28 protein-coding genes are annotated in these 26,330 nt (G+C 46.1%); 16 read left to right on the forward strand and 12 right to left on the reverse strand.

The genetic code is table 11. The features are described from left to right. Window positions 1-133 precede the first annotated feature (133 nt). Both V7723_RS00845 and V7723_RS00850 read right to left on the reverse strand, forming a co-directional pair. On the reverse strand, window positions 134-1,726 hold the full coding sequence (locus V7723_RS00845) for a rhodanese-like domain-containing protein (RefSeq protein WP_335682513.1): 1,593 nt from the start codon (window positions 1,724-1,726) through the stop codon (window positions 134-136). Continuing rightward, complete coding sequence (locus tag V7723_RS00850; RefSeq protein ID WP_335682514.1) at window positions 1,723-2,304, reverse strand: hypothetical protein; 582 nt, start codon at window positions 2,302-2,304, stop codon at window positions 1,723-1,725. The genes V7723_RS00845 and V7723_RS00850 overlap by 4 nt, the downstream gene beginning before the upstream one ends. A gap of 143 nt (window positions 2,305-2,447) precedes the next feature. On the opposite strand from V7723_RS00850, the gene V7723_RS00855 reads away from it, so the two are divergent. After that, window positions 2,448-3,908 (forward strand): M20 family peptidase, encoded by a 1,461-nt coding sequence (locus V7723_RS00855; RefSeq protein ID WP_335682515.1) that lies wholly within the window; start codon window positions 2,448-2,450, stop codon window positions 3,906-3,908. Between the two features lie 4 nt (window positions 3,909-3,912). Here the strand turns inward: V7723_RS00855 and V7723_RS00860 are convergent, their stop codons facing one another. Beyond that, window positions 3,913-4,158 carry a ParB N-terminal domain-containing protein gene (locus V7723_RS00860; RefSeq protein WP_335682516.1) on the reverse strand — a complete coding sequence of 82 codons (246 nt, stop codon included), beginning with the start codon at window positions 4,156-4,158 and terminating at the stop codon, window positions 3,913-3,915. 133 nt (window positions 4,159-4,291) lie between these two features. Between V7723_RS00860 and V7723_RS00865 the strand changes: the two genes are divergently transcribed. The 5 genes from V7723_RS00865 (at window position 4,292) to V7723_RS00885 (ending at window position 8,410) form a co-directional block, all read left to right on the forward strand. Next, on the forward strand, window positions 4,292-4,483 hold the full coding sequence (locus tag V7723_RS00865; protein WP_335682517.1) for a DUF1508 domain-containing protein: 192 nt from the start codon (window positions 4,292-4,294) through the stop codon (window positions 4,481-4,483). Window positions 4,484-4,592: 109 nt separating this feature from the next. Next, complete coding sequence (locus tag V7723_RS00870) at window positions 4,593-5,003, forward strand: PaaI family thioesterase (protein WP_335682518.1); 411 nt, start codon at window positions 4,593-4,595, stop codon at window positions 5,001-5,003. Between the two features lie 5 nt (window positions 5,004-5,008). Next, a complete protein-coding gene (locus tag V7723_RS00875; protein ID WP_335682519.1) occupies window positions 5,009-5,941 on the forward strand; it encodes a threonine/serine dehydratase in 933 nt (310 codons plus the stop codon). Window positions 5,942-6,076: 135 nt separating this feature from the next. Beyond that, window positions 6,077-7,795: a long-chain-fatty-acid--CoA ligase gene (locus V7723_RS00880; RefSeq protein ID WP_335682520.1), complete on the forward strand. Its 1,719-nt coding sequence runs from the start codon at window positions 6,077-6,079 to the stop codon at window positions 7,793-7,795. A 63-nt stretch (window positions 7,796-7,858) separates the two neighbouring features. Then, entirely contained in the window at window positions 7,859-8,410 is a 552-nt protein-coding gene (locus V7723_RS00885) for a 3'-5' exonuclease (protein WP_335682521.1), read from the forward strand. Window positions 8,411-8,724: 314 nt separating this feature from the next. Here the strand turns inward: V7723_RS00885 and V7723_RS00890 are convergent, their stop codons facing one another. Both V7723_RS00890 and V7723_RS00895 read right to left on the reverse strand, forming a co-directional pair. Next, complete coding sequence (locus tag V7723_RS00890; RefSeq protein WP_335682522.1) at window positions 8,725-8,931, reverse strand: hypothetical protein; 207 nt, start codon at window positions 8,929-8,931, stop codon at window positions 8,725-8,727. A gap of 257 nt (window positions 8,932-9,188) precedes the next feature. Continuing rightward, window positions 9,189-9,491, reverse strand: coding sequence for an SCP2 sterol-binding domain-containing protein (locus V7723_RS00895; RefSeq protein WP_335682523.1), 303 nt, complete (start codon window positions 9,489-9,491; stop codon window positions 9,189-9,191). A 181-nt stretch (window positions 9,492-9,672) separates the two neighbouring features. On the opposite strand from V7723_RS00895, the gene V7723_RS00900 reads away from it, so the two are divergent. The 3 genes from V7723_RS00900 to V7723_RS00910 are packed head-to-tail and all read left to right on the forward strand — an operon-like array spanning window position 9,673 to window position 13,109. Continuing rightward, a complete protein-coding gene (locus V7723_RS00900) occupies window positions 9,673-10,551 on the forward strand; it encodes an SDR family oxidoreductase (protein WP_335682524.1) in 879 nt (292 codons plus the stop codon). Further along, the gene (locus V7723_RS00905) at window positions 10,548-11,708 is read left to right on the forward strand and encodes an acyl-CoA dehydrogenase family protein (protein WP_335682525.1); all 1,161 of its coding nucleotides are present in this window, start codon (window positions 10,548-10,550) and stop codon (window positions 11,706-11,708) included. The genes V7723_RS00900 and V7723_RS00905 overlap by 4 nt, the downstream gene beginning before the upstream one ends. Window positions 11,709-11,723: 15 nt before the next feature. After that, on the forward strand, window positions 11,724-13,109 hold the full coding sequence (locus V7723_RS00910) for an acetyl-CoA carboxylase biotin carboxylase subunit (RefSeq protein WP_335682526.1): 1,386 nt from the start codon (window positions 11,724-11,726) through the stop codon (window positions 13,107-13,109). Window positions 13,110-13,204: 95 nt separating this feature from the next. On the opposite strand, the gene V7723_RS00915 is transcribed toward V7723_RS00910, so the two are convergent. After that, a complete protein-coding gene (locus V7723_RS00915; protein WP_335682527.1) occupies window positions 13,205-13,729 on the reverse strand; it encodes an EF-hand domain-containing protein in 525 nt (174 codons plus the stop codon). A 142-nt stretch (window positions 13,730-13,871) separates the two neighbouring features. Here V7723_RS00915 and V7723_RS00920 point away from each other — a divergent pair, with 142 nt between their 5' ends. The 3 genes from V7723_RS00920 to V7723_RS00930 are packed head-to-tail and all read left to right on the forward strand — an operon-like array spanning window position 13,872 to window position 15,873. Further along, window positions 13,872-14,495: a TetR/AcrR family transcriptional regulator gene (locus tag V7723_RS00920; protein WP_335682528.1), complete on the forward strand. Its 624-nt coding sequence runs from the start codon at window positions 13,872-13,874 to the stop codon at window positions 14,493-14,495. 44 nt (window positions 14,496-14,539) lie between these two features. Further along, on the forward strand, window positions 14,540-14,974 hold the full coding sequence (locus V7723_RS00925; RefSeq protein ID WP_335682529.1) for an acyl-CoA thioesterase: 435 nt from the start codon (window positions 14,540-14,542) through the stop codon (window positions 14,972-14,974). Beyond that, window positions 14,971-15,873: a thioesterase family protein gene (locus V7723_RS00930; RefSeq protein ID WP_335682530.1), complete on the forward strand. Its 903-nt coding sequence runs from the start codon at window positions 14,971-14,973 to the stop codon at window positions 15,871-15,873. Before V7723_RS00925 ends, V7723_RS00930 begins: the two co-directional genes overlap by 4 nt. On the opposite strand, the gene V7723_RS00935 is transcribed toward V7723_RS00930, so the two are convergent. Both V7723_RS00935 and V7723_RS00940 read right to left on the reverse strand, forming a co-directional pair. Beyond that, complete coding sequence (locus tag V7723_RS00935) at window positions 15,874-16,071, reverse strand: hypothetical protein (protein WP_335682531.1); 198 nt, start codon at window positions 16,069-16,071, stop codon at window positions 15,874-15,876. A gap of 134 nt (window positions 16,072-16,205) precedes the next feature. Then, a complete protein-coding gene (locus V7723_RS00940; RefSeq protein WP_335682532.1) occupies window positions 16,206-16,688 on the reverse strand; it encodes a winged helix-turn-helix transcriptional regulator in 483 nt (160 codons plus the stop codon). Window positions 16,689-16,799: 111 nt separating this feature from the next. Between V7723_RS00940 and V7723_RS00945 the strand changes: the two genes are divergently transcribed. Continuing rightward, window positions 16,800-18,134 carry an MATE family efflux transporter gene (locus V7723_RS00945; RefSeq protein WP_335682533.1) on the forward strand — a complete coding sequence of 445 codons (1,335 nt, stop codon included), beginning with the start codon at window positions 16,800-16,802 and terminating at the stop codon, window positions 18,132-18,134. 6 nt (window positions 18,135-18,140) lie between these two features. On the opposite strand, the gene V7723_RS00950 is transcribed toward V7723_RS00945, so the two are convergent. After that, window positions 18,141-19,034 carry a LysR family transcriptional regulator gene (locus V7723_RS00950; protein WP_335682534.1) on the reverse strand — a complete coding sequence of 298 codons (894 nt, stop codon included), beginning with the start codon at window positions 19,032-19,034 and terminating at the stop codon, window positions 18,141-18,143. A gap of 110 nt (window positions 19,035-19,144) precedes the next feature. On the opposite strand from V7723_RS00950, the gene V7723_RS00955 reads away from it, so the two are divergent. Then, window positions 19,145-19,603 carry a VOC family protein gene (locus V7723_RS00955; protein ID WP_335682535.1) on the forward strand — a complete coding sequence of 153 codons (459 nt, stop codon included), beginning with the start codon at window positions 19,145-19,147 and terminating at the stop codon, window positions 19,601-19,603. 55 nt (window positions 19,604-19,658) lie between these two features. Here V7723_RS00955 and V7723_RS00960 read toward each other — a convergent pair whose 3' ends face one another. Continuing rightward, the gene (locus V7723_RS00960; protein ID WP_335682536.1) at window positions 19,659-20,876 is read right to left on the reverse strand and encodes an MFS transporter; all 1,218 of its coding nucleotides are present in this window, start codon (window positions 20,874-20,876) and stop codon (window positions 19,659-19,661) included. Window positions 20,877-21,072: 196 nt separating this feature from the next. Here V7723_RS00960 and V7723_RS00965 point away from each other — a divergent pair, with 196 nt between their 5' ends. Both V7723_RS00965 and budA read left to right on the forward strand, forming a co-directional pair. Beyond that, a complete protein-coding gene (locus V7723_RS00965) occupies window positions 21,073-22,335 on the forward strand; it encodes an SLC13 family permease (protein ID WP_335682537.1) in 1,263 nt (420 codons plus the stop codon). A 19-nt stretch (window positions 22,336-22,354) separates the two neighbouring features. After that, the gene (gene budA / locus V7723_RS00970; protein ID WP_335682538.1) at window positions 22,355-23,200 is read left to right on the forward strand and encodes an acetolactate decarboxylase; all 846 of its coding nucleotides are present in this window, start codon (window positions 22,355-22,357) and stop codon (window positions 23,198-23,200) included. A 7-nt stretch (window positions 23,201-23,207) separates the two neighbouring features. Here budA and V7723_RS00975 read toward each other — a convergent pair whose 3' ends face one another. Both V7723_RS00975 and V7723_RS00980 read right to left on the reverse strand, forming a co-directional pair. Further along, a complete protein-coding gene (locus tag V7723_RS00975) occupies window positions 23,208-24,944 on the reverse strand; it encodes an N-acyl-D-amino-acid deacylase family protein (RefSeq protein ID WP_335682539.1) in 1,737 nt (578 codons plus the stop codon). Window positions 24,945-25,016: 72 nt separating this feature from the next. Beyond that, window positions 25,017-26,153 (reverse strand): acyl-CoA dehydrogenase family protein, encoded by a 1,137-nt coding sequence (locus V7723_RS00980; RefSeq protein ID WP_335682540.1) that lies wholly within the window; start codon window positions 26,151-26,153, stop codon window positions 25,017-25,019. Window positions 26,154-26,330 lie beyond the last annotated feature (177 nt).

The following is a 26,330-nucleotide window of genomic DNA, read 5'->3' on the forward strand; positions in this document are numbered from 1 at the left end:
CATTTAACCCATATGCTAGGCCGGGTTTTTGCCCAATGCAAGTACCCGTTTCAATTTGTAAATTCGATATGATCCAAGCTGGGATTCCGTTGCGTCATTCGAGCACATAATTACGGAACGAGGACGTCGTCAACTAATAGCGACGGAATCGCACCAAACCATCACGTTCTACTTGCTGGAGTAAGCCAACTTCCCATGTAAGATAATCTTGCATGCGTTGACGAATTTCCTCTGAGTTGTTGGTGTCATAGGGTTTGTACCAGACATCATCAGCAGCGCTGAGAAGATTTGTATCGCCACTTTCAAGTTTTTGGCCCATTTCTTCCCAAGCATCTGTTCCTCCTTCCAAAACTCTGACAATTGCGTCAGGACGAAGCAGAGCAATTTCAGGGGCTGCTAAATGGGCGAGACGGCTGTCATCAGACGTCAATATGATCAACCCAACTGGGGGAATAAATATGTGATCTGTCGATAATCGTGACCGAATAGCCCAGTAAGAGCCGGGAACATGGCCCTTCCGATAGGATAAAGAGCTCGCTAAATCAATAACTGCAGTTGCCTCTCGCGACGTAAGCACGGCATCTAGCTCAAGTACAGAAATATGCGGATGCAATGGGATTGAGGGCCGCGGTTGTGGTCCACTTTCGCACCTAGCGTCGAGAACACCTTGCAAAACATAGACTTGTTGCCAATCCATCTGAGTAAGCCAAGAAGCGGTCATGATAGCCCGCGTCGCGTCATCATCCACGACCACAATCTTGGCATTTCGAACCGCAACAAACTCATCGGTGGCTTGAACAAGCTGGCCGCCAGGCGCGTGATAAGATCCTGGCAAGTGTCCGTCTAAATACTCCTCTTCCGTCCGCACATCTAAAACATACAGCGTTGTTTGATCGTCCCTCTGCCACGCCTTAACAGATTCCAGAGTTGTAAATTTTACATCGAAACGGTCCGCCACGGCTAAAGCGGCTTTTTGGCTACGAACGGCTGCAGGCAATGCAGGCGGTGGCGCGAGCGCGTCCTGCCGATGGGCAAGCTCAAAATCTGCCAGATACCAGCCCATTGTTCCATCCTTCAAGGCGCATACGGGATTAGACAAACCCGCATTTATCAAAGATTGTGCCCCAATAATACTTCGGGTACGCCCTGCACAATTAACAACGATTTGCGTTTTGTCATCAACCACCGCTTCAAAGACCCGATGAACCAATTCGGCACCCGGTATATCTATACCGCCCGGTATCGACATACGATGAAATTCCGGAAAGGGTCGGCTATCAAAAATAGCAATTGTTTCGCCTTTTTCTTGTCGTTTCGCCAACTCCTCTGCCGTTATGTGAGGCGTTTCATAGGCTTCTTCAACAAACTCGCCAAAAGCCTTGCTTGGCACATTCACTCCAGAGAACAACTCAAGGCCGGCTTCACGCCAAGCAAAAACTCCACCTTCAACAATCGCAATATTTGCGTAGTTACGCTCCTCTAACAATTTCACAGCACGCACTGCGAATTCTGTTTCTGGTCCCTGGTCAAGAAGATAAATCGGAGCAAATTTGCCGGGCAACAACCTCTCGACATCCAGCTCAAATCGGCTTAGGGGCAATGATACTGCAAAAAAGGGATGTCCTTCAGAATGCACACCTTGTTCACGAACATCTATAAGTGCGTATTCCGCTTTAGACATCATAATTTGACGTAGATCTATCGGTGAAAGTAGCGAATAACTCATGTACGGGCCTCACGTATGTCCGTGTGCGCCGGAAATACTTCCCAAACACCCTTTTTCTTATTCCAAAAGTTTCTACCGTCAAGCTGCTCAAGGCCCAGACCATACATATGAAAATTAAGAACTGGTGCGCCTTCCTCGATATGGATTGTATGAATGTCATCCGGCATCAAAGCAACACCGGTTCCGTCTTCTACGACATGCTTCCCGTATTGCTCAACGCCCGCCTCAATTCGTTTATAAAAACGATTTTCCTCTTGTCCATGAACACCAACAATGACCGCCCAAGTCGTGTGATCGTGCGGCGGGGCGTTTACGGAGCCATCAGCTGAATTTACGTACAAGGCAAAACCATGATCTTCATCCTCCGATAATCGATATAAGCAACTACGGCGCTTAAGTGTTTTTTCCGGCGGTGGAAAATCCTGAAATGAGAACAAATCTTTTTTCGCCGCCAATGTAAGTAATTCAGCTCTAATTTGCGTCAGGAGATCCGGGACAATTGCTTTCCCATCAGTCAGCTGCCGAATATTTGCTACAGTCCGCGCGACGGCTTTGTTTCGTTCTGCTTTATCTGCCATTTTCTGTCCTTTTTCTTACTATTGTAGTTAGATGGCAATTCTACGCAATAAAAGAAAATGTATGCTTCGCTTGACCTACTTGTTGCGAGGGCTCTATTTTTTACACACGTTTGAAATGAATGGTTATTTAGGTGGCTCTATAGATGATAAAAAGAATTCTCCTCGGGTTGGTCGTTACTATTGTTGTTATCTTTGGAATAGTCGTTTTCAATACTTTTACAAATAATGTAAAAAAGATTGCCGAAAATCCTATTGTGCTTTCTCCAATAGATACTGCCGCAGTAGCAAAAAGATTATCATCTGCATTAAAACTAAAAACGATCTCAACATCGAAAGAAGACCCGCCCGCGGCAGACGAATTTAATGCACTTCATGCCCTGATAGATCAGTTTTATCCCCTAGTAGCAACAAATCTAAAACGCGAAGTCATCAGCGACCATAGCCTTCTTTATACTTGGCAAGGAAGTGATCAAAGCTTGTTGCCAGCCATGCTGCTCGCCCATATGGATGTGGTGCCGATTGAACCGGGTACAGAAGAAAACTGGTCATATGAAGCATATTCAGGTGCAATTGAAGAGAATGCAATCTGGGGACGCGGGGCGTTGGACGATAAATTTTCCGTCTTCGCAATCTTGGAAGCTGCAGAAATACAGCTGGCTGCCGGCTTCAACCCAAAACGAACAATATTTTTTGCTTTTGGCCATGACGAAGAATTGGGCGGAGGCAACGGTGCTGCCAAGATTTCAGCGCTATTAGAAAGCCGTGGCATTCGATTAGCTTTTACGCTCGATGAAGGCATGGTGATCGTGGATGGAATTATGCCTGGTGTTGAAGAACCAATTGCATTCATTGCTTTGGCTGAGAAGGGATACTTGACACTTAAATTGACAGCGGTCGCGGAAGGTGGTCATTCCTCAATACCCCCTAGAAAAACAGCAATTGGGAAAATTGCCCGGGCTGTTAATCGTCTTGAAGAAAACCGGCTTCCCGCATCTCTTGAGAGCCCCGCATCGGATATGTTCGAAACGTTGGCACCGCATATGGCACTGCCACTTAAAGCTGTTATCTCAAATCGATGGTTATTAGATCCTGTGCTCATTAATGAATTGGGGAAAGGCGGGGCAACAAATGCGATGGTCAGAACAACAACCGCAGTTACCATCGTAGACGGTGGAACGAAAGATAATGTTTTACCGGCAGAAGCGATAGCAATGGTAAATTTCAGGCTTTTGCCAGGAACCACTATTGACGACGTTATTTTACATGCAAAAACGGTGATCGATGATACAGACATTTCTATAGACATAAAACAAGGCAATGAACCGTCGCAAATTTCAGATCCATCTGCGGAAGGCTTTAAACTTATTGAGAAAACAATTCAGCAGGTCTTTCCGGAGGTACTAATAGCGCCTGGCCTTATGCTCGCTGGTTCTGACAGCAAAAATTATGCGAATATTGCAGACAACAGTTATCGTTTCATGCCGGTTAGATTTGGTAAAGAAGACTTATCTCGCGTCCATGGGACGAACGAGAGAATATTGATTGAGAATTACGGTGAAGTCATCCAATTCTACAGGCAATTGATGACGAATGTGGGTGGGTGAAAAATCAGTGCTTTCGTGCCTGTACGATAATTGCGTCAATCTTGGATTCTCCCAACGCTTTTAAAGCTTCGACACGATGCAACCCTTCAATCAACACATAACGATCCTGGCCCATTCGGACCTGGATTGGTGTTTTTTGGCCGTTTTCTAAAATATCTTCGGCCAACTCATCCACACGCGAAATATTAAAGTCTTTGCGAGTTTTTACCGGGGCGTAGATTTTCTCAATATCAATGCTAATAATTTTCATAATGTCTTTCAGGCAAATGCCGTATGTCAGCGCCGATCAAAAATTCTGTCAACTGTAACTTTTCTCTTCTAGATAAGATCACAAAATCACAATACACGCGTCTTACCAACATAATTAATATATGGAGATTAAGATGACAGAAAAAGGCGCCGACGATAAGTGGGAATTCTATGAAGATCACAAACAGAAACATCACAAATGGCGCTGGCGGCGTACTGCTAAGAACGGGCGGATCGTTGGCGCATCAACACAAGGGTACGCGGATAAATTCGAGTGCATTGAAAATGCCGAACGGAACGGATTTGTTAGGGGCGATCATTCTTGATCCGGCCAAAAATAGATGAGCTGAACAAACCGTCCTGAATTGTTCATCGACCTCTTGCACGGTTTATGAGACATGTCATACTGGGTTCTTATTACAAAATGGACTTAGTATGACGCGTATTTCTATACCGTATGGTTACCGACCGTTCGTAACCGACGGTACTTTCCCCGGGAAAATTGGCCCCCTCTATTTTAAACACAACGGCGACAGTTATTCATACGGATTTCTGGCCGAAGAAAGCCACGCGAATTACCACGGTGTTGTTCATGGTGGTATGCTCATGAGTTTTCTGGACGAGGCCTTAGGACAAATTGTTTGGCGTCTCGTTGGGAAAAAGCGCTGCGCGACAATAAGCCTAAATTGTGATTTCGTTTCCTCGTCAAAACCTGGCGACTGGATCGAATTAAGAGCGGATTTAAGCCGTAAAGGACAAGCCGTTGTTTTTATCAGAGGCGAGTTGTTAGTTGACGGGAATAGAATTATGACCGCCGATGGTATATGGAAAATAATAGGGGCATAGCCAAAATGAATCCAACCCTGCCGCTCTCTTTATTTAAATCTGCTCAGCGGAATCTCACCGGACGAATTCGCCGTACGCCGCAAATGGACATCGTTCTTGATACTGGGAAAACCGTTACGGCTAAGCTGGAAAATCTACAAATCAGCGGCTCCTTCAAAATACGTGGTGCACTTAATACCGTATTATCTTTGCAATCCGAAACACTCGCAAAAGGTCTGGTAACAGCATCGGGTGGCAATCATGGGCTGGGCGTTGCGACAGCTGGAGCAATGACAGGTGCTTCGACAACTATTTATCTGCCCAGAAATACGCCTGCCTTAAAAGTAGCGAAACTTAAAAAAATTGCGACGAACGTTATTGTTGACGGTGATGTTTGGGACGACGCCAATAACCTCGCGCTGGAAGACGCACGTAAGACCGGTAAAACTTATGTCCATCCCTTTGCGGATGAAAGTGTTATAGCTGGCCAAGGCACATTGAGCTTAGAGATCCTGCAAGACAATCCTGATATCGATATCATGCTGGTCGCGATTGGCGGCGGCGGATTAATTTCTGGAGTAGCTTCAGCCGCAAAACTTATTAAACCTGGCATCGAAATTATCGGTGTCGAAGCAGTTGGTGCACCCACCCTAAAAAATAGCCTCGATGCGGGAAAACTTGTAGCATTAGAAAAAATCGACACTAAAGCCAATACATTAGCGCCCCGACAATCCGCACAAGTGAATTTTGATATTATTTCTAAAAATGTTGACCAAATCGTCCTCGTTTCGGATGAGGAAATGCAGGCGTCAGCGCACTGGCTCTGGCAGAATTGCGGTTTGGGCTTGGAGCTTTCTGCAGCGGCGGCAATCGCTGCTCTGCGTTTCGGGGCCTTTACCCCACCTAAAAACAAGAAAGTTTGCGCAATAATCTGTGGTAGTGGACCCGACGGACATTAATCTTTCGTTAACGCTACGGAATCCTTACATTGAGGGCTTTCGCTTGGATACATTACGGTTTCCGTTGACCCTTGCGGCGTTTGCAACGTAATCTTTTAAACAACTGGGAAAAGAACAATCGCTAAAGGGAGAATCATGTCTGACTTTTTGTGGGAAAAATCCTATCCACCAGGGGTGAAATGGGAAATCGAAATTGAAGAAAAACCCGTCTATTCACTACTGGACGAAGCCGTAAAAAAATGGCCAAATAATTACGCCGTCGATTTTATGGATAAGCGAATTCGTTATGACGAATTAGATGATATGATAAATCGGGCGGCGAAGGGTTTTACCGAACTTGGCGTCAAGAAAGGTGTTCATGTCGGCTTATATCTGCCAAACACGCCTCATTACATTGTTTGTTTTTTCGGTATCTTGAAAGCGGGTGGAACGGTAGTTAATTATTCGCCACTCGATGCAGAGAGGGAACTCCGCCACAAAATTGAGGATAGCCACACTGATTTTATCGTCACGCTAGATCTTGAAGTGCTTTATCCAAATATCGCCAAGATGCTCGGTAGTACACGGTTAAAGAAAATTATCGTCGGTTGCCTGAAAGAAGTATTGCCGTTCCCAAAAAACCTGCTCTACCCTTTGGTAAAGAGCAAGGACATCGCGAAAGTCCCCAATGATGATCAGCATGTTACTTTTAAGCAATTGCTTGCAAATGATGGTCGAATAGAAGTCGTTCCCGTAGCCGACCCTGCGGAAGAAGTAGCGGTTTTACAGTATACTGGCGGCACGACAGGCTTACCCAAGGGAGCCATGTTGACTCATAAGAACCTCATCGCGGCTTGTCAGCAGCTCCGAGCCATGCAGGAGAGCGATGATCCGATTTTGACCGATGGGACCGAAAAAGTACTGGCTGTTTTACCACTTTTCCACATCTATGCTCTCACGGTAATAATGAACTATGGCATTGCTGGCGGGTCAGAAATCATCCTTCATCCGAAATTCGAGTTGGATGAGGTGATGAAGGATTTAAGTAAAAAGAAACCTACCATATTTCCAGGTGTTCCTACCATGTATATGGCAATTGCCAACCATCCGGATATTGCAAGTTACGATTTATCGTCCCTTAAATTTTGCGCGTCTGGAGGTGCACCACTTCCTGTGGAAGTACAGGAGCAATTCCAACGCGTAACCGGCTGTCTATTGTTGGAAGGATGGGGAATGACGGAAACATCTCCATCAGGCACCTCAACACCATTGACAGACAAACGCGTACCCGGCGCTGCCGGTGTCCCTGTTCCCGGTGTGGAAATTATTATTTTTGACGTTGATGATAAATCGAAAATCATGCCAACGGGGGAAATTGGCGAAATCGCCATAAAAGGTCCGAATGTCATGAAGGGATATTGGAACAAACCGGAAGCAACAGAAGAAAGTTTTATCGGAGACTTTTTCTTGACGGGGGATACCGGGTATCTCGATGAAGATGGTTATATGCATATCGTTGATCGCACCAAGGATATGATTACTTCAGGCGGATTTAATGTATATCCGCGGATTATTGAAGAAGCTATATTTGAACATCCCTCTGTTGAAGAAGTAACTGTAGTCGGTATCCCGGATGATTATCGAGGAGAAGCAGCAAAAGCCTTCATTAAGCTGACACCTGGCGGCAAAGCATTCGAATTAGATGAGCTGCGGGAATTCTTGGCGGACAAGCTCGGTAAACATGAGTTGCCTGCTGCAGTTGAATTCCGGCCTGAGCTTCCCAAAACACTGGTTGGAAAGCTATCGAAAAAGGAATTGGTGGAAGAAGAAAAAATAAAATATGAAGAACGCAAAAAGGCTGACGCTTCTACATAAATACAGTATCTAATTATTGGAAAGCATCGTTTGAACATCGATGCTTTCCTTCAGGGTATTTCCATGAGTTCTTTTCTTGCCATTGATTTTGAAACAGCGAACTATAACGCAAACAGCGCCTGCGCTATCGGTCTCGTGCGAGTGGAGAACGGGGAAATCAGCCATGAAGAAGTACATCTAATCAAGCCTCCCACCCCAGAATTCTATTTCACGCAAATCCACGGACTAACCTGGGATAGCGTGAAAGAGTCCTCTAGTTTCGGTGAAATCTGGCCAGAAATAGTACCACTCTTCGAGGACGTGGATTTTTTGGCCGCGCATAATTCAGGGTTTGATGCAAAAGTATTGAAAAGCTGTTGCCAGACTTTCAGGGTCCCTATGCCGGCGAGTACTTTTACATGCACTGTCCAATTGGCAAGGAAAATGTGGGAAGTCCGACCGACAAAATTACCTAATGTTGCTCATTTTCTCGGCTTGGATCTGGATCACCATGACGCTCTGTCTGATAGCCGTGCCTGCGCGAATATCGTCATAGCCGCAGAACGCGATGGCTGGGATTTTTTTACTGGCTTCGAGAATGTCGGCGAACGTTACATCGCTGCCGAGCCGCAATAATCTCTTCTATAAATTTTCTGACTGTTTTTGAGAATGATTCCTAAAAACTATTGACGACAAGCTGGGTTCTTGTTTTAATAATGATTATCATTAGCATATTGGAGTTTCCATTGATCCGCATCAGATATCTTACCCCGGGTTCTCTCGCCAACTTACTGGTTAAAACAGCTGAGGAGCAAATGGCATTTAGATTGGTTTGTAGACAAACCTATGATGCTTTTCGATACTCAAAAAATGCGCCTCTTCTGCGAGAGCACAAAAAACGGCCGCACCGATAAGTCGGTACGGCCGCATATTTTTACGAAGCAAAAAAGCTAGGCAGCTATGCTTGTTGCTGCCTGAACTTTTTTCAAAAGCCGCCGAGCTGCATGCCGACCATGTGCCTTGGCATTTACTTTACGTGCTGCGCGTTGCTCGTTTGAACGACTGCTTTTCGTCAAACCGCTACCGCTACCGCCGCCGCCTTTTTTACGACTCTTGCCGCCTTGATTACGGCCATTCCGTGCTGATCTCGCTGTCATGTGACTAGCTCCACTCGCTGATAACTTAAATTCGAAGCGCCTTTCATAAGGGCATAAAGACAAAAGGTACAGAAAAACTTTACCTTAATGAGCATTTTTGGCCTGTTTTTTAATCTGAGGATCAAAAATCTTCAATTAATGAGAACATTAACCGAAAAAATAGCCTTCTGCGGCCATTTTTGAGCCTGCACTTCCCACTAAAATTAAAAAGGCGGCTCGAAAGAACCGCCTTTTTAATAAACTTTAGAATCAGAGAGTTAAGAAAAAACACTCTGTAGTTTCATCGCAATTCCCATATTGCCACCAATTTTTAGTTTCCCCATCATAAAGGCCGTTGTGGGGTCAAGCTCGCCTGCCGCCAAGGCTTCGAAATTCTCCTGGGTAATGGTGATCGTACAATCTGCTTCGTTATCTTCATTAGACACAACATTCGGAACAGAAGCTGCATCTACGAACACTATTCCATCATCTCCAAAATCAAATTTTAGCGTGGCATCCAAACCGCAGTCTTCTCCAATACGTTCCCGCATACCATCAGTGATTTCTTCTAGCGTTGCCATGTCAATTCCTTTCGTTTTAATCTGGTGCTGCAACATTCGATTTTCCCGATCGAGTGCCCATTTGACGTTAACGTAAACGTCAAGATTGAATCTGTCAAACACTGTTCTGGAATCCCAAACCGGTCTGGGTTAAGCTCCTACCCCGCGATAAAAATAACAAAAACCGTGGAAGGCAATAAAGATGAGTTACCGTTCTATTTTTCGCCCCGGATTATTTGATGGGCAGTCAATAGTCATTACCGGTGGTGGTAGCGGAATTGGACGCTGCACGGCGCATGAGCTCATTTCGCTCGGAGCACGTGTTGCTCTTGTCGGCCGTGATCTTAAAAAACTCCAGACGGTATCTGCGGAAATTATCGCTGAAGGTGGCTCAGCTACTCTTCATACATGCGATATACGAGATGAAGACGCAGTCAAACGCTGCGTCTCTGAAATAATAGAACAGCAAGGCCAGATTTCCGGGCTCGTTAACAACGCCGGGGGCCAGTTTCCAGCTGCTTTGGAGGACATAACTCTCAAAGGATGGGATGCCGTCATCAAAACCAACCTGACAGGTGGTTTTCTATTTGCAAGAGAGTGCTACACCCAGTGGATGAAAGATAATGGCGGAGGACCAATCGTTAATATGGTCGCCGATATGTGGAACTCCATGCCAGGAATGGCACATTCGGGCGCGGCTCGAAAGGGCATGCTTAGCCTCACAGAGACGGCAGCATTAGAATGGGCTCCTGCAGGGGTGCGCGTTAACGCCATTGCCCCTGGAATGATCGTTTCTTCCGGCATGGATACCTATCCAGACTGGTGGAAGGAACGTGTCAAAATCCGCGTAAAATCTAATCCCGTAAAACGCATGGGAACTGAATCCGAAATTTCTGCAGGTATTGTATTTCTGCTTTCTGAAGCGGCAACTTTTATTTCCGGAAGTTGTCTCCGGGTTGATGGTGCTGCGCCAAATATCCGAATGAACTGGGACATGCCCGATCACAAGAACAATAAGGCATATAACGGTTTTCATTTGGCCGTTACGCCGAAACTTTTTCAAGAGGGAGAGAACGAATGATATACGGCCCTGAGCACCAAGAAATAATTCGATCCTTAAGCAAATTTATCGACCAGGAAGTAAATCCGTATGTGGATGAATGGGAAGCCGAAGGCCAGTTTCCTGCCCACGATCTGTTCAAGAAAATGGGAAACCAAGGATTCCTTGGTGTTTGTAAGCCCGAAAAATTTGGCGGAATGGGACTTGATTATTCCTATAGTTTAGCTGTGTCGGAAACTTTAGGGCGCATTAACTGCGGTGCCGTTCCCATGGCGATTGGTGTTCAGACCGATATGGCTACACCGGCGCTCGCTCTCCATGGATCAGATTATGTAAGAGAGAATTTTCTCAGCCCGGCGATTTCGGGCGATTATGTCGCTTGTATCGGCGTGTCGGAGCCTTCAGCTGGATCCGATGTCGCCGGCATTAAAAGTTCGGCGAAAAAAGATGGCGATGACTACATCATCAACGGGCAAAAAATGTGGATTACTAACGGGATACAAGCCGATATCATGATTATGCTGGTCAACACCAGTGATGGCCCCATGCATTCCAGCAAATCGTTGATCGTCGTACCCATGGACACGCCCGGTATCACCGTCGCCAGAAAACTGGATAAACTTGGCATGCGGTCATCGGATACTGCGCAGCTTTATTTCGAGGATGTCCGTGTACCGCAGAAAAACCTCATTGGTGAAGAAGGCTTGGGATTCACCTATCAAATGCAGCAATTTCAGGAAGAACGGTTATGGGCGGCCGGGGCAGGCTTATACCCAATGGAAAAAACCATCAATGATACAATTGACTATACGCGAAGCCGAGAAGCCTTCGGTAAACCCCTCCTCGATAATCAATATATCCATTTTCGGCTGGCGGAATTGAAAACCGAATTAGAACTTCTCAGATCCCTCACCTATCGAGCCGTTGCAGAATATATGAATGGTGATGATGTTACGATGCTTGCCTCCATGGCAAAATTAAAAGCAGGTCGTCTTGGGCGCGAGATCACAGACGCATGCCTTCAGTATTATGGCGGTATGGGATTTATGAACGAAACACCGATTACCAGACAATATCGTGACGGCCGACTCTGGTCCATTGGTGGGGGAGCGGACGAAGTCATGCTCGGCATTATTTGTAAATATATGGAAACGCTTCCTCAAAAACGTCGAGGCTAAAGGCTGAAACAGTAGATGAAAAAGATATCAAGGCTTTTGATTGCCAATCGCGGTGAAATAGCCTGCCGGATAATGAAAACCGCACATTCGATGGGGATTGATACAATAGCCGTGTATTCAGAGGCTGACGCGAATGCGCCGCACCGGAAAATGGCGACGGAGGCCGTCGCCATAGGACCATCACCGGCAGGCGAAAGCTATTTGGTCATTAAAAATATCATAGCGGCGGCTGTTCAAACCAATGCGGATGCTGTGCATCCTGGTTACGGCTTTTTGTCTGAAAATGCTTTGTTTGCCGATGCGTGCGAAGAAGCTGGTTTAATATTTGTTGGTCCTTCTTCAAACGCAATTACGCTCATGGGAAACAAAGCTGAAGCTAAACGACAAATGATTGCCGCTGGTGTTCCCTGTGTTCCAGGCTATGAAGGAGAAAACCAATCCGACAATAAATTCTTCTCCGCAGCGGATGAAATTGGATTTCCGGTGATGGTGAAAGCCTCTGCTGGTGGTGGCGGCCGCGGCATGCGGATCGTCTCGAAACCCGAAAAGCTCCTAAAAGGATTGACAGCAGCGCGATCAGAAGGCGAACGGTCCTTTGGTTCAGGAGAGCTCATCCTCGAAAAAGCGATTATTGAACCGCGACATATTGAAATACAAATTTTTGCAGATAACTATGGAAACGTTGTTCATTTGGGCGAGCGAGATTGCTCCATCCAAAGGCGACACCAAAAAATCATCGAGGAAGCACCCTCACCAGCTGTTTCGCCGAAGTTACGTGAAGAAATGGGAACAACAGCCATCGCTGCCACGAAAGCCATAAATTATTCCGGGGCTGGAACTTTCGAGTTTCTCTTAGATCAGCAACACAATTTCTATTTTCTGGAAATGAATACGCGGCTGCAAGTAGAGCATCCTGTCACCGAATGCATCACCGGCCTCGATCTTGTGGAATGGCAAATTAGAATTGCTTCGGGAGAGCCTTTACCGTTGTCACAGAACGGGATCACCGTTCAGGGACACGCGATCGAAGCTCGATTATATTCCGAGGACCCATATAAAGGGTTTATACCTAAAGTCGGTATCTTGTCTAAATGGTCGGCGGCAGAAGGAGAAGGAATTCGTACAGATCATGGTCTGGAAACGGGATTTGAAGTCACCCCGTATTATGATGGCATGATCGCCAAAATAATTGGCTATGGCGCCGACCGTGAAACGGCGCGGGCAAATCTTCAGGAAGGGCTAAAGCAGACCGTTGACGACGGCCTGACAACAAACCGATTGTTCCTTTTAAGCTGCATTACACATGCTGAATTTATCGCTGGGTCTGCGACAACGGGGTTTATCGAAGCCTATTTTCCTAAGAAAAAATTGGCAGAGGGACCGGATCTGAATTTTCAGTAAATGCAGATAGTCGACGGCCCGCCGTTTTATGGGGAAGAGTGATGGCGGACCGTACATTTGCGATGGAGAACTTATCGCCGCTATAAAGGAACTACTTAGCCGGAATGCTTTTTACCCATTTTCGGTGCGAGATCTGTCACTTCTTCAATTGTCAGAAAGCCGGCCCCCTTGCTATCTGCTGTGTCAAATCGTTCCATGACTATTGCTTGATACTCTTCTCTCGAAATTTTACCGTCTTTATTGGTATCAAACCGTTCCATTAATCGAGAAGCACGGCGTTCTTGTTTCATTTCGCGTTTCTTTTCCTTAAAAGCCTTAGCTTCTTCTTGGCTTATCGTGCCGCTGCCATCCGTATCGAGTTTTGTAAAAAACTCCTTTTGACGAACGGACATTTCATCGACGCTGATAGTGCCATCTCCATCCTTATCCAGTTTCTCGAACTTCTCCGTCGTCCGCGAAGTCATTTCCTCTAGGCTCACTTCACCATCTTTGTTCGCATCGAGTTGTTCGAACATATTTTTGGAGTGGTGACCTTTTCTATCGCCATCTTTGGCCGCAAGAACGGCTGTCGGTAAAGCAAGTGCGGCAATCATGCTGCCAATAATCAATTTACGTTTCATTTACTCAAGTCTCCTTGTTTGTGTGACTTAACCTTTCAACGCGGCAACCTTCGTTTTTCCGTCGAAAAAAATATTCTAACTAATTATGAACATAATTCATTTTTTTATAGTATGTTCAATTATGGTAGTAAGGAGCAAAGAAATGCGAGAACGTCTAGCCAGACAAAAGGACTTAAAGGAATTCAAACGGCAGAAATTTCTATTTGCCGCAAGGACCTGTATCTCGAAGAATGGATTAGCAGGAACTTCCATGAGGGCTATTGCCCAAGGCTCTGGCTATTCTCTCGGTGCCGTCTACGCTTACTTCTCCTCAAAAGAAGACATATATGCAGCATTACTAACCTCCTCCTTAATCGAATTACTTCGTTTCATTCGATCTGAACTCCAACAAAAAACCACCGGTTCGCAAAAAACAAGGCATGCCTTTATTGCATTTCTTCAGTACTTTTTGGCATCAGAAGAGGAGCAAGAATTATTATTTTCCTTCTACGCGAGAAGAAATGGAAGCAAACATGATGTTTCGGAAGCCACGCTGCACCAACTTAATAACCGCTTCCTCTCAGTATTGGGGTTTTTAGCAAATACCGTTCATCAGAACGGCAAGCTTGCGGCCGACGACGCACAATCAGAAACATTGCAGGCCGTAACATTTTTGCTAGGTATATTACAGTTAAGTTCATCGGGACAATTACTACTTATCGGCCAATCACCAGAAGAAATGGTCGACCAATACCTTGATCAAATGCTATTAAGGTGTGATCGATAAAACAAAAAAAATTAACAAATCGTGCTGACAGGAGACTTCCATCCATGAGCGGATATATTGAAAGCTATCGAGGGCAAGTTCTCGCCAGCGAATGTGACCTATTGGGCCATATGAATATACAGTTTTATATTTCCCGCCTAAGCCATGCCACATGGAATACGTGTTATTTCATCGGAATGACCCCAGAGGAAATTAAGAATGGAAAACGGGCGCTCGCGACTGTGCAGCAAGATAGCTCCTATTTATCTGAACTCATGCCAGGTGACATAATCCACATGGATACAGGCGTACTCCGCTCATCAAACAAAACAATTACCCTGAGCCACAAATTATTCAACAGCGCAACGGGAGACCTGGTTTTCAATAATGTTTCAACAGTAGCATATATGGATCTTGAGCTACGAAAAGCTGTCCCGCTCACTGATGTGATGCGTCAGAAAATAGTCGATCTAAGTGTCAATGAGGAGGTTACAGCATGAATAAGCTTGTTCCTTGTTACCGGGGCGCTGTCGATGCCTGGGAATGTGATCAGATGGGCCACATGAATGTTCAGTTTTACACATCGAAAGCGGCACAAGCCTTTGGCCATTTACAAAATTCCCTTGGATTAAGCCCAGCCTATATTCGCCAGGAGAAAAAGGGGCTACGGTTTAAAGATCTTCGAATTCAATACAAGGCAGAAGTTCACGCCGGGTCTGTTCTTAACGGATTAGCTGGAATTCGTCGGATCGAAGGTGAAAATATCAAAGGCTTTATTCACTTATTTGACACAGCTTACAACCGGCTTTCAGCTGCTTTCGAGTTCACTGCGACTTATATGAACCTCCAAGAACATCTCCCTCTTGCACTTCCCGCATTTCTGCGAGAGGTCTCAGAAAAAATGACGGATAGTCATTCCGATATGTATCAACCCGCGCCATTCGCCGGCAACATGATGCCTGCGAAGCATCTGGACAATATGTTTGAAAGCGCTCGCTCGTCAGTAGATGTTTGGGAATGCGATATTTTCAAGCATGTAGAAATTCAGCATGTCATTGGCTATTTTTCTGATGCAGCGACGCATATCTTAGGAGCCGTCGGATTGACCCGAGAAGCTGTGCGCGAACGCAATCTTGGCTCCGCTGCCTTGGACTACTATTCCGAATTTCACGCACCTATTCGCATGTCCTCACCTATTGCGTTAAAAAGCGGGTTAATGGGAGCAGAGGGGAAAATATTCCGCTTTGGTCACAATCTTGTTGATCTCGACACAAATGAGATTGCAGTAACAACAACTGTACTCGGTTGTTATTTCGATATGGCATTGCGTAAATCTGTAGCTCTACCCGCGGAATTTACGAATTTCCCAAAAGGCCAACTCATCGATATTAGTAGCTAGTTACGCGTCAAATTGCTCGAGGGCTAAAAAGCAATTTATTCCAGAACAGCGTGGGACCACTTGTTCTGGAAGCTTTTGAGGATCGTTCAACACTTTTGACATAATGATACCAGCTTCAATCACCGTTGAGATCATATCGGCCAGTTCCTCAAGATCGATGTCATCGTTTGACGGGTAGGTTTCACGTACCTCGCTCACGGCTTCTACAAAGGATTCCTGACAAATAACTAATTCTGGGCCGGCGTATTATATGATCAATTGCGAGCGTCCTACGCATTTCGATCATACCTTTTCTGACATCGGAAAATGGCTTGGCCGCATTGGTGGCTTATTCAAGATTTCCGAGCAAGTCGCCTTATAAGGTCGGAACTGGCTCCCGGCCCTGGCCGAGACACAATTTCCTCAGGATTAATTAGCGTATTATCGATTATTCGATAATATCCAAGAGCCGCTGGCGCCTCAGATTGACGTTCTCTCAGTTCTATTCTAGCGCCACCCTCTTCCGGCGCCCAGCGGTCCCCCCAGCCTGCCAACGCAGAAAGCGTCATCCGTAAATCTCGACATTTATTCGTTGGTTTATAGGCAAACCGTTTTGAACCAGAGATTATTTCGCGCCGCAATAAGCCGCTTTCAACCATATCTTTCAAACGAATTGTCAAAAGATTCCGCGAGATTCGCAAACTTTTCTGAAATCCCTCAAAACGGTCAATTCCTTGCAAAGCATCTCGCACAATCAACAATGTCCATTGATCCCCAAATACGCTCAATGACTTTGCGACAGGGCATTTCTGACGATTGTAATTCTCTTTTGACATCTCTAGCCTAATCCTCCCTAGGACAACTATCTAAACCAAATACCATATTTAGTTGACTTTTTGAACTTTTTTTACGAATATGCGCATTAAGTTCAAAAAGGGTACTAAATAATGAACACAATCGCTCTTCTGTCAGCCCCGATAGTTCCTTCTATATTAAGGCTTGCGGCACCGAATATGCTGGCAATGACAGTTATGCTGGCAACTTCTGCTGCAGAAGCGTGGTATGTTGGCCAATTGGGAACGGCAGCATTAGCTGGTTTAGCGTTAGCTTTCCCTATGTTCATGCTGATGACCATGATGTCTGCTGGCGCTATGGGCGGTGCTGTCGCCGGTGCGGTCGCTCAAGCACTTGGCGCAGGTAATCGTGACCACGCTGAACGGCTTGCTATGCATGCCATACTAATTGCACTCGTACTTGGCGGTTTATTCTCTCTAATATTCCTCACCCTTGGAACTTCAATCTACGGATTGCTTGGTGGATCTGACGAAGTCCTTAAAGAGGCGCTAGCATTTTCAAATATGCTATTTGCCGGCTGTATCAGCATCTGGCTCCTGAATTTCTTGTCGAGTGTTGTACGAGGATGCGGCCATATGCGTGCGGCGGCTACAATGATGATTATTACATCGTTCACCCAAATCGGATTAGGAGCTCTATTTGTTTTCGGATGGGGCCCGATCCCGGGAATGGGTATTACCGGCGCTGCGCTCGCCGCAATTCTCGGATCAACTTTTGGCGCCATATTACTACTTCTCTATCTAATGAGTGGTAAAGCTGCCGTTCGGCTAAGTCTTAGGGCAATTTCTTTTCGACAAGCCGAATTCGCTCACTTACTGCGCCCTGGTCTTCTTGCTTGTGTCTCCCCTTTATCGTCCGTTGGAAGCGCAATTGTCATTACGGCGTTGGTAGCCCGGCTTGGTCCAGAAGTTTTAGCGGGATACGGAATTGGAGTCCGGCTGGAATTTCTCCTCATTCCTATAATCTTTGGTATTGGCGCAACGTTGATAACTTTGGTTGGTGTTCATTTCGGAGCAAATGAGGTTGACCGAGGTCACAAAATCGCCTGGATCGGCGCATTTGGTGCCGCACTGGTAACGGGGTTTATTGGCGGTGTCCTTGCCCTGTTTCCAGATTTATGGGCAAACCTATTTACGGATGTAGAAACCGTTCGCGAAGCCTGTCGTCTATATTTAAGAATAGCTGGCCCGAGTTATGGATTTTTTGGGCTTGGTTTGGCATTGTATTTTGCGTCGCAAGGAGCCCGCCGGCTTTTCTGGCCTGTGGCAGCTGGAGCCTTCCGCTTATTGGTGGTCAGTATCGGCGGTTTGATATTGATTTATTATTGGGGTCCAACAATTGAAAACGTCTTCGCTTTGGTCGCTCTGGGCATGATAACCCTCGGCGTCACAATCGCATTCGCCATTAAACTGGGCGCTTGGCGATAAATAACCCTAAAATCTACTCGCAAAGAAATCGATAAAAACCCGAACTTTTGCGGAAAGATGCAACCTATTTGGATATACGGCATAGACGCCTAAGGGTGGCATTTCAAATTTCGGAAACAATTCCAACAACTGACCAGATTGTAATTCTCGCTCGCACATATAGTGAGGCATTCTGGCAATCCCGGTCCCTGCAAGTGCGAAGGAAAGTTCAAGCTCAGCACTATTGCATAACACACGCGGCTCAACCTTTTGCCCGAATAGTTTTTGCTCCACTGTGTTAAACTCCCAATAATTGGGTGTTTTAGTGTAAGCGTAACTTATACAGTCATGATTTATAAGTTCTGAAGGATGCTGAGGTTCGCCGCGTGATTCTATATAGTCAGGAGATGCAACCACCACTCCTCGAGAAGCCATAATAATACGGCTAATCAAGCTTGAATCAGCCATTCTGCCAACCCTTATCACAAGATCAAACCCTTCGGCAACGACGTCCACAAACCGATCGTTTAATTCAATATCCAGCTTTATATCCGGAAACTTGCCCATAAAAACAGGCAATTCGTCTCGCAGATATCCAAGCCCAAAACTGACAGGCGCACTTATTTTCAACATACCACGGGGTTCATCTGTAAGCTGATAAATGCTCCGTTCCGCTTCGTTTGCATCGTCCAATATTTGCTTACATTTTTGAAAATACTGTGTACCAACATGGGTCAAGCTGATTTTACGTGTCGTACGATTGAGAAGACGGCTACCTAGTCGATCTTCAAGGCGCGTAATTTGTTTGCTGACAAAGGAAGGGGAACTTCCAAAAACCTGGGCAGCGGCAGAAAAACCACCGCTTTCCACAACTTGTACAAACACCGCCATGCCATCTAAGGCTTGCTTATTACCACTCATTTGGAAATAATCTATACTCTAATTAGATATTATGTCGCATTGGAGAATAATATAGCTTGTACTTTCCATGTCAATTGAGTTGAAGACGATTTATCACTGGAGGAAGCACTTTGCTAGATGTCTTAAAAATCGACCATATCGGAATCCGCATCCGAGAGAAACAGAGATCCATTTCCTTTTACGAGCTATTGGGGTTTAAGTTCATTACCGATGCAGGCTTCGAAAACGGCCATCCGATCATGATGGAGCACCCATCCGGCGTTGTTCTAAATCTTCTCGGACCAAGTAGCTCGCAGAATGAAGAAAATATCCTGATGGACGTACCTGAGAAACATTCTGGCTATACCCATATAGCGCTTAAGATATCGTCCCTACCTGACGCCGAAAACTTCTTGAACGAAAATATCATTGAAATAACGGGCCGTTTTTCATTCAAAGATATGAACGCTATCTTTATACGGGACCCGGATCGAAACGTCATAGAACTGGATGAATATCCTGGGGACAACCCCGCTTCTCGACTATCTCATCCGCAAGAGGAATTGCCAGGCTACGAAGAACATCCATAAAATAAGGGAGCGCTCAATCTTGGCGCTCCCATATTCATTTTTTTAAGTTAGAACGTTACGTATCTTTCGTCTTGTTCGTGATATGTGGCGCCGTTTCTGGCATGAACACGGCAAAAATAATCAAACCTGTAAGGCCAATTCCGGCCAGCATTAAAAAACCTGTTGTGTAATTTGTAATTTCGACAACTTCTTCTGCAATCAGATTGCTCAGGGAAGCACCGACACCAACCAAGGTTGCCAAAGCGCCTTGAGACAGGTTAAAGCGTCCCGTTCCTGCCGTTATGTCGGCTAAAATCAACAAGAACAACATCGCAAAAATACCGTTCGCGACGCCATCCAATGCTTGTACTGCGATGAGATACACCGCATCATCGCCGAGAGTGAACAGGACGCCGCGAATTGGAAGTACGGCAAAAGCCAGGAGAAAGAGAGGTTTACGTCCCCACACATCAGCTTTCCACCCACAAAATAAAGCCATCAGTATCATGACCAATTGCGCCGCAATAATACAGGCTGACGTAAACGCAATGCCATGTTCCGCGTCACTATTTTCCGATAGCTTTTGACTGACAAGGGGCAACATTGCCGCATTGGCAAAGTGAAAAAGCACGACACAAATAGCGAAAATACGCAATCGTCGATCATTGATAAGCGTTGCAAAGCCGGACGGCTGCTTCTCAGCAGTGCCTTCGAGAGTTTCTCCCCCCCGCGCGACCTCATGATCGATGGCGTCGGCCTTAATCATCCAAATACAAACAACCATGCCAATGGTCATCATTGCAATTAGCCAAAAAACACCTAGCACTGAAATCCACAGAGCTATCCCCGCGGCCAGGGCTGCGGCAATCATATTGCCCGCATGGTTCCAGGCCTGGTTAGCGCTCGTCTGCGCCGTAAATTTATCGGGTCCGACAAGCCCCAATGTAATGGCAGCAATACTTGGGCCGACGAAAGCCAACGCAACGCCGATAGCCATTTGCGCAGCATAAATCGCAAAGGGTGATTGAAAGAAAGTAATAGCAACCGCACTGACAGCAATTGTTACTGCGCAAATCGCCAATAAACCTCGCTTCCAGCGCACCGTATCTACGATGCCTCCAGCAGGTGTTTGGACAATGACGGTACAGATCGTAGAAAGAGCCAAGGCGATACCAATGGACCCCGGAGACCATTTCAAAACAGACAACAGGTAGATGGCCAAATATGGACCTAATCCAGCAAGCACATCCCCGGCAAAAAAATTCACACCAAGGAGAGGTTTATTTAAATTCATTGCTTACTCCGCAAAAAAGCAAGAAGAGGCGTTTCTAAAAATATTATTTATTCTACCCATAAGTGCAAAAAAAATGCTGGTCTCGCGAAATATTACCTTTAGCATAGGAATGATATGATTGTATTAAATAAACTTTTAGTATTCTGAAAATTTACAGTTCGTAAAAATAGCTTAAAAGCGTGTTGAGAATTATCCGATGACGATCAGTCTGGCCATTGCTATTGCAATTTTTTTCTTTATCTCAATTCGGCAGTGGCTTCCTGATCGTGTACGAATTTGGCAGATCATGCTGGCCGGCGCTATTATCTTACTGTTAATTGGTGAAATAACGCCGTCGAAAGCGTTAGCAGCTATTGACTGGAATGTTATTGCTTACCTCTTCGGCGTATTCTCAATCGCTCATGCGCTTTATGATTGTGGATTACCACATAGGATCAGTACTTTTCTTTGCGAGGGCGAAATCAAGACCTCGCGTACACTCATTCATTTCATGGCACTTGTCGCCATTGGATCCGCTGCTTTAACCAATGATGCAGCTGCGGTAATTGGTACGCCCATTGCGCTTACAATTGCGGCCAGTCTTGGGATTCGTCCGGCTATTCCTCTCATAGCCTTATGTGTTGCCGTAACGGTGGGGAGCATGATGTCACCCGTCGGCAATCCCCAAAATATTTTGATTGTTGCCGATGGGCATTTCACAAATCCAATCGGAACTTTCCTATATTGGCTTGCCGTTCCGACTATCCTGTCGATGATATTCGCATATTTTTGGTACAAATATTGTCTCGATCGTGAAGCACCAACAGACCAAAAACCCGTCGATTTACCGCATCCTACCGCCAACAAGTCCTGGCCAGCTTACCTTAGTACGATTTTACTCGCCGTGCTGGTGATTGGTGACAGTGTTCTGCAAGACAGCCTGCCTAATCTTGATATCCCATTAGGCTGGCTAAGTTTAATTGCCTGCCTTCCGGTCTATTTATTTTCCCCGCAGCGCATAACCGTCGCGCGAGAAGTTGATTGGGCAACCCTTGTTTTCTTTGTTGCGATGTTTGTCGTGACCGGTTCTGTTCTTGAATCAGGTGCTTTACAAACCATCTTAGGCCCTTGGCATTCACGATTGAATGAGCCCGCTGTTGTCACCAATATTGCTTTTTGGGCCAGTCAGCTCTTTTCAAATGTTCCGGTCGTGGAAATTTATCTCAACTTACTAACAAAGTCGAATGAAGCGACATTAATGCTGCTTGCCAGCATGAGTACGCTTGCTGGCAATCTTTTTATCATAAGTGCCGCAAGTAATGTCATCGTTGTTCAGCAAGCCGAGAAATTTGGGGCCCAGCCTTTTAACTTTTGGGAGTTTTCACGGCTGGTTCTGCCCGTGACTATCTTCTCTATTGGCGTTAGTTATGCCTGGATTGTTTATATCATGATAGATTTAGTCGGTGCGGGATCGGGATAGGAAGGCATGGGATAAGAAGATGCAGAAACAGTTGAATTGCCGTGTTTCTGAAAGTGTTTGGTCTGCTCTTCAAAAAGAAGTCGAGCGGACAGGCGATAGTTTGTCCCACATTCTGGAAAAAACTGTTTCCACTGCCTTGGGGCTTGAGCATCATTCCATTTTTCAGGTGTCGACCAGCGGTGCCCTTGTCCAAGGTGTTTTTCAAGGTTGCACCCGTGTCAGTGACTTAAAATCCCATGGCGATTTTGGTCTCGGGACTTTCGACAATTTGGACGGCGAAATGGTGATGCTGGATGGCCGCTGTTATCAAGCAGGAGCAGATGGGATCACACGAGAGGCGGAGGATGACTGGACAACCCCTTTCGCGACGGTAACCCGTTTTGAAACCGACCAAACGCAAGAGATACCCTTTGTCGGCAATATAGGTGAACTAGAACAATTCCTTAATTCTTCACGCCCGTCCGAAAATATTTTCGTCGGTGTTCGTCTTGAAGGTTTCTTCGAAAAAATCGATTTACGTGCTGCCTGCAAAGCACATTCGGGAGAAGATCTCGTCGCCGCAACAGCCCATCAAAGCGAATTTACATTCGAGAATATTGAAGGCACTTTGGTCGGATTCTGGTCGCCAGAATATGCAAAAACACTAAATATCTCTGGATACCATCTTCATTTTATTTCGAAAGATTTGGCAAAGGGTGGCCATTTAATGAAGGTAAAAGCCAGAGATCTTACCGCAATGCTGCATTTTGAAACAGATTTGCATATTGCTATTCCGGAAACAGAGGCATTTTTACAAGCGGATCTGAACACAGATCCAACGGAAGCTCTGAACATCGCCGACAAAACGTCATCAGAAGAACGCTAAGCCACTCCTACGCGGAGGTGCTTGCTTGCGGCGCTTTTTTCGCACCACGAACCAGGCGACCGGGCCGGGCATCTGTTGGTTCACCATTCCGGCTTATGACTTCACCCGCAACAATCGTAGCCACGTATCCTGACGCTGTCTGGGTCAAACGGCGGCCGCCGGCTGGAAGATCATATGCAACGCCGGGCTTATGCAGGGTCAGGTTCTCGTAATCAATGACATTTACATCTGCACGATAGCCCGACTTCAATAAGCCGCGGTCCATCAATCCAACAGCTTCCGCGGTGTCGAAAGACTGCCGTTTGACAATCCACTCCAACGGAAACTTTGGACCGCGCGTTCGATCTCGCGTCCAATGGGTCAGCATACTTGTTGGAAAAGATCCGTCACATATAGTTCCCACATGGGCGCCACCATCAGACAACCCGGGTACTGTGTTCGGGTGCTTTAGCATTTCGTAGGACGGATCCAGATTCGAACCTGCATAATTCAGGAACGGCAAATACAACATCCCTTTACCGTCGTCTTCCATCATCAAATCCAGAGCAAGTTCCTGTGGAGAAACACCTTTCTCCACAGCCATATAGGCGAGAGTACATTCTTCTGAAGGTTCATAATCTGGCGCATCATTCAAGACAAAAATTTTCCCAAAATTACGAAGCATGTTAGTCACAAACGGGTTTTTGGATTCTGGCATGCTACTGAGCAAGCGGGTACGGAATTCTGGTTCCCTGAGTCTCGCCACCCGTTCTTCAAACGGTAGTTTTGCAATTTCCTTGTAAACATCATGTCCAGAAAACGGATTTAGCGTTAGCTCCAGTCCCAACAAAACACCTACCGGTCGACCACACACTTGAGCCCTCATGGTTAAACCGTCAGCTGTCGCTTCCTCCATCGTACGGAGTGTATGCCGCCAACCTTCCGGCGCGACATCTGATTGCGCAAGAGATACTGACAAGGGTCTCCCAGAATTCTCCACGATACGGCGTAACATCGCTGTTTCTTTTTTTGGTTCATCGAAATCCGAAACAAACTGCAAAACACCTTTTCCCGCACTTTTCAGCGCCATAGCAATGCCGGTCAATTCAGCTTCACTTGCTGTCAATGTCGGTGTGGGTTGTCCGTCAGATGTGCGGTGATTGAGCGTTCTGGAGGTGGAAAAACCAAGGGCACCGGCTTCAACCGCATCTCGCGCGACTGCCGCCATCTGCGCGATATCTTCTTCTGTCGCTTCTTCCCGATTGGCACCGCGCTCCCCCATAACGAAAACACGAAGCGCAGCATGCGGAAGCTGCGTTGCAACATCGATATCAAAACGTCTTACTTCCAGACTGGAAAGGTAATCCTCAAAACTTTCCCAGTTCCAAGGCAGGCCTTCTGTTAGGACCGGAAAAGGAATATCCTCGACACCTTCCATCAGTCGGATGAGACGATCATGGTCTTCTGCCTTACAAGGCGCGAAACCGACACCGCAATTCCCCATAACAACGGTGGTTACGCCATGCTGTGACGACGGTGTCATCCGATCATCCCAGGTTGCTTGCCCATCATAATGCGTATGAATATCAACGAAGCCTGGCGTAACGATCAATCCTTGCGCATCAATCTCCTCACCACCTTTTTCGGGTATGTCGCCAATCTTGGAAATTTTCCCGGCATCTATCGCTACATCGGCGATATACGGCTGATTGCCCGTCCCATCAACAATTAGTCCGCCTCTAATGACAAGATCATATGCGTCCACGTGCCTCTCCTTTTTCAGTAAGAGGTAGCACTAAAATGACGGCAAGTCGAGCAAGCTACTAACCGACAATCGTCATAATGTACGGCTGATAAGTTCCTTCATGATTTCATTCGTTCCGCCGTAAATGCGCTGGACTCGCGCATCTGCATAGGCACGAGCCACCCGATATTCCCACATATAACCATAGCCACCGTGCAATTGCAGGCATTCGTCAATAATTTTGTTTTCGAGATCCGAAGTCCAATATTTCGCCATGGCGGCGGTCGCCACATCAAGCTCACCCTTCAACAACTCTTCGATACATTTATCGACAAACACGCGTGCAATTTGAACTTCCGTTTTAACCTCAGCCAACTTAAATCGGGAATTTTGAAACTCGATGATATTCTTACCAAAAGCACTTCGGTTCTTCGTATATTCGATTGTGTCATCCAATACAGCTTCCATTGTCGCCGTGGCGCCAATGGCAATTTGCAGCCGTTCCCAAGCCAGTTCCTGCATCAGACAGAAAAATCCCTTGCCTTCACCACCCAGCATATTGGTAGCCGGCACACGAACATCGTCAAAGAATAATTCAGCAGTATCCTGGGCCTTCAATCCCAATTTTTCGAGATTTCGGCCCTTATCAAAACCATCGCGATCTGCTTCCACGAGAAACAAAGAGGTTCCCTTTGCACCAGCTTCCGGATCAGTTTTCGTTACAACAATCACAACGTCGGACATAAAACCGTTGGTGATAAATGTCTTAGATCCATTTATGATGTAATCATCCCCATCCTTCACAGCCCGGGTTTTTACTCCTTGCAAATCCGAACCTGTTCCCGGCTCCGTCATGGCGATAGCGCCAATGATTTCGCCCCTCGCCATTCTTGGCAGGAATTCTTTCTTCTGCTCTTCCGTGCCGTAATTGAGAATATACGGTGCCACAATTTCAGAATGCAGTCCAAAACCAGGTCCGGTCGCACCGGCTCGCGCCTGCTCTTCCATCATGATAATACTATAAAGCTTGTCGGCACCAGCCCCGCCATATTCTTCAGGGATGGGCATACAAAGCAGACCTTGTTTTCCGGCTTCAAGCCAAGCCTCACGGCTTACCTGCCCGTCCTTTTCCCATTGACTGTGATGAGGCATGATGTGTTCTTCATAGAACCGGCGGACTGTTCCTCGAAAGATATTATGTTCTTCACTAAAAATGGAACGTTCAATCATCTTCGTCACCTCGATTTTTTTATTTTTGCGACATTTTTCATAAATGACAATTTGTCAATTTCTTGTCTTATTCTAACGGACACGGTGAACAGACACCAATCAAAAAGATCAGATACCCAAAAATTCGCTTCGAAACATAAAAAGGCGGGACAAAGTCCCGCCTTTCGCATTTGGTAC

It is taken from the genome of Sneathiella sp., assembly GCF_036960985.1.
GTDB lineage: Bacteria > Pseudomonadota > Alphaproteobacteria > Sneathiellales > Sneathiellaceae > Sneathiella.